The sequence below is a fragment of the Candidatus Nealsonbacteria bacterium CG07_land_8_20_14_0_80_39_13 genome, assembly GCA_002779355.1.
Classification (GTDB): Bacteria; Patescibacteriota; Minisyncoccia; order Minisyncoccales.
Genome location: PEWS01000034.1, coordinates 418 through 4,400, shown reverse-complemented (window position 1 = coordinate 4,400; position 3,983 = coordinate 418). Strand labels below are relative to the sequence as shown.

Genomic DNA, 3,983 nt, shown 5'->3' with positions numbered 1-3,983 from the left:
TTGTCATATCCGCCGAACACATAAATCAAGCCGCTGTCCGGATAATAAACAGCCGAACTTCCCTTGAGTTCCGGCAAGGAACCGGCGGTAATAGTGGAAACCGCGCCGGTTGAGGGATTGAACTCTATGATTTCGTCCAGATAAGTCGGAGTGGTTGAGCCGTCCAAGTAAAATCCGCCAAAGACATAAAATTTTCCGACATTAGGCGCAAAAACCGCGGGCGCGTACTCTCTTCCGGAAGGCAGGGAATAACCGGTGCTGGTGGCATTGCTTGAAGGGCTGGCAGGATTAAAGGTATAAATAGCGCTGTTGAACTGACTGCCTGTATTGTCATAGCCGCCAAAGATATAAATTTTCCCGTCGCTGGTATTCAGGTCCGCAGAATGCCCTCTTAGTTCCACGGGCAAAGAGCCGATGCTCGTAGTGGTGGCGACATCAGCTGAAGAATCATACCGCGCTATTTCCGTCAAATAATGCGGGTCGTTTGAGCCATCCAAGTAATAACCGCCGATGATGTAGAACTTTTGGGAAGCAGAATCGTACACTGTGGCAGTATCATATTTGGCAGTCGGCAAAACCGCGCTTTTGCCTGCCAAGGTTGAGGTGGCATTAAAGCTGACTTGCCCGCCCGTTGATGTCTTTATCTCGTCTGGCTTTGACCAAAATTTTGTCCAATTGGTCTGGTTTGTCGGATGGATAGGATAATTGACAATGTCCTCCCCGCCGGACCAATCCGTCTGCGTCCATTCATAAGTAACGCTGGAGGTGAAATAAACGCGGTAAAAAAGAAATGTGCCAAGTCCGACCACCCCGGCGATAAAGAAAATGCCGATAATTCTCTGCCATTTTTTATGGAAAAATTTGATGTTTAACTTAATCGGCAATCTCGGCAATTTCGGGCGCCATTCCAAATGCCAATCAAGATTCTCCCGGCAGAATTTTACTAAATCAAGCTTGACTGCCCAGCCGAAATATAAGGGCAAAACAAGGCCTTCTTTGCGCGCCTCCAATTTTCTTATCCGGCCGGTCCTTTTTGGCCTCGGCGGCTCAAATCGCCTGTGCCGGAGAAATTCTTTCAGCCACGCTCTGGTGGTAATCCAATTTTTATTGATTTTGACTGCCTGCAATTTCCCTTTCTTGGCGAGCAAACTCAAATAAGCCGGGGAATATTCCTTTCCTCTTCTTCTTAGATACCCTCGCGCTTCTTCAATGGATAAATATTTTTTCCCGAATATTGCCACGATAACAAAATAACACCCCCACTTGCTTAGCAGGCCTTAATTGCTCTTTATTCAATTTAATCCATTTTAATCTAAATCATCGAAAATTCAAAGCGCAACAGTGGAAAAATAGTGGAAGAAAAAATAGAAATCGGGGACGTGCACTATTTTTTACTTTTATTCTATAGTTCTTAATGTTGATGCTTCGGCGGACGACCCATTTTCCTTGACTCTATCCTAATTCCCTTCTTCCTTAGCCCCATCTTAAATTCTTCACTCCCTAAAATTTTATTCTCCTTAAAAGCATATTTCTCATTCGCTTCACCTTTTATAAGCTCTAAACTTAACTTTTGATAACTTTCCTGTCGCTCCGCTTCTGTATTGCCAAATTGTTCGTAAAATGGATTTTCATCTATAAGTGCCACTAATTTTTTCTTTCCCTCTGAATCGACGATTGGCACAATAATCGTTTTCCCTAAAGCATAAACTCGATAACTTGACCACGGCCAATCTTCTAAATTCTCCACTAACCCTGCTCTTTTGGGATTTCTCTCAATATAAGCTCCACAAGCCAACAAATAATTATCATTCTCAATAATCATATTTTTAAAGCGTCCCTGCCACAAATACCCAACTGTTTTATGTTTCAAATGATGGTTTCGAGTATAACTTGCCGTAACATCATGCATTGCTTTGGAAATAAGCTTCGCCTCTCCTGCTTCTCCGAGAAGATGAAAATGGTTAGGCATCAAACAAAAATGATAAAGCTTGAACCTCCATTTATCTTTATAGTAAGCTAAGATGGAAAGAAATTTTCTGAAATCCTCTTCATCGTGAAAAACTTCCTGACGGCCGTTCCCTCGATTAATGATATGAAAAATAGAATCATCTAAAATCAAACGCGCTTCTCTTGGCATAAAATTATTTTTTTACTTTTATTTTTATTTCTTATTTTATTATATTATTATAAACAAAAATAAAAAACTCTCAAACAAAAGGGAGTCGAGAGAAAATAGTGCGCGTCCCCAATTAATTATAAACAAAAATAAAAAACTCTCAAACAAAAGAGAGTCGAGAGAAAATAGTGCGCGTCCCCAATTAACGTCCCCAATTAACGTCCCCAATTAACAGGATAAAACTTAGCATTGACACAGGCAGTCAAACATCTATAATGAAAATATATGAAAAAACCTTCTAAAACAATTTATCGCTTTCCAGTCATTATTGAAAAAGATGAATTAGGTTATCTCATTGGCAAGGTCCCCTCTCTAAGAAGTTGTTATACGCAGGCCAAAACTCTTTCAGAACTATATGAACGACTTAAAGAAGTGGTGGCTCTGTGTTTGGAAGTAGAAGAAAAAAATTTTGGAAAAAAGATTAAGCAGAACGAATTTGTCGGAATGCAACAGTTAGAGTTTTCTCGTAAATAACTATCTATGCCCAAACTTAATCCGCTTCCAGCCAAAAAGATGGCGAAGATTCTTTACCGTCTTGGTTTTCAGGAACTTCGAGTAGGGGGTAGCCATCATTTCTTTATGAATCCGACTACCAAGAAAACGGCTTGCATACCGATTCATGGAAATGAGTATCTTTCAATTGGCATCATAAAGGAAATTATTAGAGATATTGATCTCTCAATCGAAGAATATGAAAAGTTAAGACAAAAAATTTAGCGCCAATATTTTTGAGTAACTTTTTTACAGCTTTTTAAAGAGCTGTTTTGTCTTCCCCACAAAAAAGTCTTGGGATCAGACCCTGGGATAGGGTCTGTAAAAAACTACAAACGCCCCTATTTAATCATTCACAAAAAAATAAATTACTATAATATGCCCAAAAACACAACTAATCTACCATATTTTAAAATAACATCAACTGTCTCAGAAATTAAAACGACAAAATTTTTGCGAAGAAAATTCTTTCCAAGAATAAGAGAAAAAATTCCCAACCACTATTTGATCCAATCTGTGCCCTTTAAAAATCTGCAAACCATCAAAAAATTATCAAAACGATATCCGTATTTTCTTCGTCTGGATATCTCCCTATATTATCCTTCAATTAATCATGAGATCCTACTTAAAAAACTGTCGGAAATATATGAAAGCATCTCCCAGAAAATCCTATCAAGACACTTGAAACAATGCATTAAGAATGATATCCCTGCATTTTTGCAGAAATCTCCATATAAAAAAGGGCTACCCATTGGTTCTTCTCTCTCCTATGTTTTAGCCGGAATCTTTCTTTTAGATTTAGATTTCAAAATCAAAAATCCTTTTTTAAGATATAACGATGATTATTTGATATTTTGTAAAAGTAAAAGAGAATCTGAATTGATTTTAAAAAATATTGTAATACCAACATTAAATGGTTTAAATTTAGAAATTAACTATAAAAAATTAAAATCCGGCAAATTTTATAATGATAAAGTTGATTTTATTGGTTTTGAATTTTTTGCCGGGTATTTCAGAATCAAACAAGAAAAAATAGAAGAATTTAAAAAAGAGATTGTAAAAATAACTCGTCTTAACAGAAAAAAATCAAAAGAAGCAATAATAAGGTTATTAAATAACAAAATCTTGGGGTTTGGCCATTATTACAAATTTGCATCTTGCAAGACTGATTTTAAAGATCTTGATTCTTCTATAAGAATGCGATTAAGAAGATACTTATTGACACAGAAAGCATTAAGCGCGCAAGAGGGCAATTTGGTATTAACAAACGAAGCATTGCAATCCCTTGGCTTGAAGTCATTGATGAATATAAAAC

Annotated in this window: 5 protein-coding genes; 3 read left to right on the top strand and 2 right to left on the bottom strand. The window is 37.2% G+C overall.

The annotated features are described in order from the left end of the window. The coding region (locus tag COS96_02395) for a hypothetical protein (GenBank protein ID PIU43813.1) at window positions 1-1,241 on the bottom strand (1,241 nt) is incomplete at its 3' end. A gap of 170 nt (window positions 1,242-1,411) precedes the next feature. Continuing rightward, window positions 1,412-2,137, bottom strand: a complete 726-nt coding sequence (locus COS96_02390) for a hypothetical protein (protein PIU43812.1) — start codon at window positions 2,135-2,137, stop codon at window positions 1,412-1,414. A gap of 264 nt (window positions 2,138-2,401) precedes the next feature. Between COS96_02390 and COS96_02385 the strand changes: the two genes are divergently transcribed. From COS96_02385 to COS96_02375, 3 genes are all read left to right on the top strand, one after another. Continuing rightward, complete coding sequence (locus COS96_02385) at window positions 2,402-2,650, top strand: HicB family protein (GenBank protein ID PIU43811.1); 249 nt, start codon at window positions 2,402-2,404, stop codon at window positions 2,648-2,650. A 6-nt stretch (window positions 2,651-2,656) separates the two neighbouring features. Next, the gene (locus COS96_02380) at window positions 2,657-2,893 is read left to right on the top strand and encodes a hypothetical protein (protein ID PIU43810.1); all 237 of its coding nucleotides are present in this window, start codon (window positions 2,657-2,659) and stop codon (window positions 2,891-2,893) included. 153 nt (window positions 2,894-3,046) lie between these two features. Beyond that, on the top strand, window positions 3,047-3,983 hold a 937-nt coding region (locus COS96_02375; GenBank protein ID PIU43809.1), incomplete at its 3' end, for a hypothetical protein.

Excerpts from the sequence above, each read along its gene's own strand:
- COS96_02380 (PIU43810.1), top strand. The coding sequence starts at position 2,657 with ATGCCCAAACTTAATCCGCTTCCAGCCAAAAAGATGGCGAAGATTCTT.
- COS96_02390 (PIU43812.1), bottom strand. The coding sequence starts at position 2,137 with ATGCCAAGAGAAGCGCGTTTGATTTTAGATGATTCTATTTTTCATATC.
- COS96_02385 (PIU43811.1), top strand. The coding sequence starts at position 2,402 with ATGAAAAAACCTTCTAAAACAATTTATCGCTTTCCAGTCATTATTGAA.